Origin of the sequence: Mucilaginibacter polytrichastri (assembly GCF_001911425.1) — a bacterium.
GTDB lineage: Bacteria > Bacteroidota > Bacteroidia > Sphingobacteriales > Sphingobacteriaceae > Mucilaginibacter > Mucilaginibacter polytrichastri.
The window spans coordinates 3,612,444-3,615,476 of the sequence record NZ_MPPL01000001.1; the positions used below are offsets into that span (position 1 = coordinate 3,612,444).

Sequence of the window (3,033 nt, forward strand, 5' to 3'; positions counted from 1 at the left end):
GTTTTAGTTTACGCTGAATTAATGAAGTTGATCCCTGCTGATGCAATACAATTAAACGAGCTGCGTCTTCAAACATCGAATCACGATCGTCTGCGTTAAATTCTTTCGGGCTGTTAGCCTCACCTTCACCCACATATTCGGGTAATAACATGGCTGTTGCATAACCGCGTTGGTTACCAATAAAATCTGATACCATTTCAACTTCCGGCGTATCTACAAAGGCACATTGTAAACGAATTAAATCGCTCCCCATGGCCAGCAGCATATCCCCGCGACCAATCAATTGATCTGCACCGCCCGAATCCAAAATGGTACGCGAATCAATCTTAGACAATACCCTGAATGCCAAACGGGCCGGGAAATTGGCTTTAATAGTACCCGTAATAATATTAACAGATGGCCGCTGCGTGGCAATAACAAGGTGGATACCAATAGCACGTGCCAACTGTGCTAAACGGGCAATCGGTGTTTCTACCTCTTTACCGGCAGTCATCATTAAATCGGCAAACTCATCCACAATCAATACAATGAATGGTAGGAAGCGGTGGCCTTCGTTAGGGTTAAGCTTGCGGTTAACAAACTTGGCGTTATACTCTTTCAGGTTACGCACCTGTGCATCTTTTAAAAGATCGTAACGCTGGTCCATTTCGATACACAGCGAATTCAGCGTATTAATTACCTTCTTGGTATCGGTGATAATAGCATCGGCCTCATCGGGCAGTTTAGCCAAAAAGTGTCGCTCTATTTTGCGGAACAGGGTTAGCTCCACCTTTTTAGGATCAACCAGTACAAATTTCAATTCGGCCGGGTGGCGTTTGTACAACAGGGACACCAGGATAGCATTGATACCAACAGACTTACCCTGACCTGTAGCACCCGCTACCAGTAAGTGAGGCATCTTGGCCAAATCGGCAATAAAAACTTCGTTGGATATCGTTTTACCAAGCGCAATCGGCAGATCCATCGTCGTATTCTGGAACTTCTCCGACATCAGTACAGACCGCATAGAAACCATCTCAGGATGCTGATTTGGCACCTCGATACCGATGGTTCCCTTACCCGGCATTGGTGCAATGATACGGATACCCAAAGCCGCTAAACTTAGGGCGATATCATCTTCCAGGTTTTTGATCTTGGAGATCCGTACACCCGGTGCCGGGATAATTTCGTACAGCGTAACCGTTGGGCCAATGGTAGCCTTAATCTTATCAATTTCAATATTGTAATGATTAAGCGTGGCTACAATTTTGTTTTTGTTGGCTTCCAGCTCGCCTGCATCAACAGAAATTTTGTTCGAGCCGTAGTTCTCCAACAGATCCAGCGGTGGATATTTATAGCCGGACAGATCGAGTTTGGGATCAAACGCTCCAAATTTCTCAACCAGTTCGTTAGCTGTTTTTGGTGTTTCCTTCTCAATATTAAGTTCGGCTTGTGGGCGAACCTCTTCTATCTCGAGCGTTAATGGAATCTCTGCCGGTTCTTCTTCTTCATATGCCGGTTCTTCCATTAAAGGCTCCGGCGTTAAAGTAATGGGCTCGTGTAAAATATTATTCTGCAGTATGGTGGTGTGCGCTGTGGTATGCGGTACAATGCGCTCTGTTTCTACAGGCTCAACGGCAACCATTGGTTTATGTACAATAACATTTTGTTGCAAGCGGGCCTCGTCTACATCGCTTTTATCTTCGAGCGGCTCAAACCGGGCGCGGTTTGCCTGCCATTCCAGCGGGTCGGGTATTTCACCTTCCAGGTCTGCAGGTTCGGGCACTATACCGTGCTCGCCCATGTTCGATGGCATTAGGCCGCCCTTAGTTTTACGCTCGGGCAGTTTAAAGTCGATATTGTACGCAATAATAAGTACGGTTAAACCAGCAAAAACAAGTAAGCAACCTGTGCCGGCCTGCCCTATCTGGGCATCCAATAAACGGTTACTCCAAAAGCCAAATTCGCCCTCTAAAAAGTGCGGATAATCTGATACCATACCATGCACAAAGCCAATGGCAACAGAGAAAAATATAATGCAGAAAAACGAGTAAGCTAATGTTTTGGTTAACGATAGTAACCTGATCTTAAACAATAGGCGGTAACCAATGATGATGAAAATGCCTATAAAAATGTAAGATGCCAGGCCAAACCATTCGTAAATAAACTGATCTGATAACAATGCACCCAGTTTACCCATCCAGTTATCAACTATAGGGTCTTTGATGCCGTTATCCATCAGCTCTTGCTGGGTTTTAAACAGGTTATGCCAGCCGCCGTTAGCATGCGACACATAGCTTTGATCCTGCTGCCAGGTAAACAGGTAGGCTGTAAAGGCAATAAAAAAGAAAATGGAGAGGATGAGGAAAAACAAACCGATGATCTTGATCAAACGGCCATTGCTACGGAGGTCAAACTCGGGTAGCTCTATCCGCGGCATCTTCCTTTCGCGTTCTTCTTTACCAGAACCCTGACGCGGCTTACTTTCGTCCTTGAAACTATTAGATTTAAACTGATTCCCTTTTGGCGGCATCCTGATTTCAACAGATTTAAATACAAATATAAACTTAATAGATTAAAGCACCATTTGTAATAGTTTTTAATTTTTTTGTATTATTGACTCATGAGTGTTGAACAACTGGAAGCTTACATTGGTGCCGGTGACCTTATCGGACTAAAAAATCTGCTGACGCAGCAGCCTGACCTTGCCACAAACAATACCAGTTACCATGTTTCGCCCCTTTTGCTGGCCTGTTATTTTAAAAAACCGCAGGCGGCAGATCTTATACTCCAATACCTTAAAGAAATTAATTTATACGAGGCATGTGCCGTTGGTAAGTTTGATGCTGTTGCTTACCTGGTGCAAACTAGCCCCGATGCCGTTAACAGTTATGCCCCGGATGGTTTTACGCCGCTTGGCCTGGCCTGCTTCTTCGGCAACCACGAAGTTGCGCGCTATTTAATATTAAAAGGGGCTAATGTAAACCAGCCTGCCGATAACGGATTTAGGGTGGCGCCGATACATTCGTCAGTGGCGGGGAATTTTTCAGACAT

2 protein-coding genes are annotated in these 3,033 nt (G+C 44.9%); one reads left to right on the top strand and one right to left on the bottom strand.

The features are described from left to right. A partial coding sequence (locus RG47T_RS15240; protein ID WP_253187524.1) for a DNA translocase FtsK occupies positions 1 to 2,512 on the bottom strand: 2,512 nt, incomplete at its 3' end. A gap of 90 nt (positions 2,513 to 2,602) precedes the next feature. On the opposite strand from RG47T_RS15240, the gene RG47T_RS26770 reads away from it, so the two are divergent. Beyond that, positions 2,603 to 3,033, top strand: a 431-nt coding sequence (locus tag RG47T_RS26770) for an ankyrin repeat domain-containing protein (RefSeq protein WP_253187525.1), incomplete at its 3' end; no start/stop codon positions are given.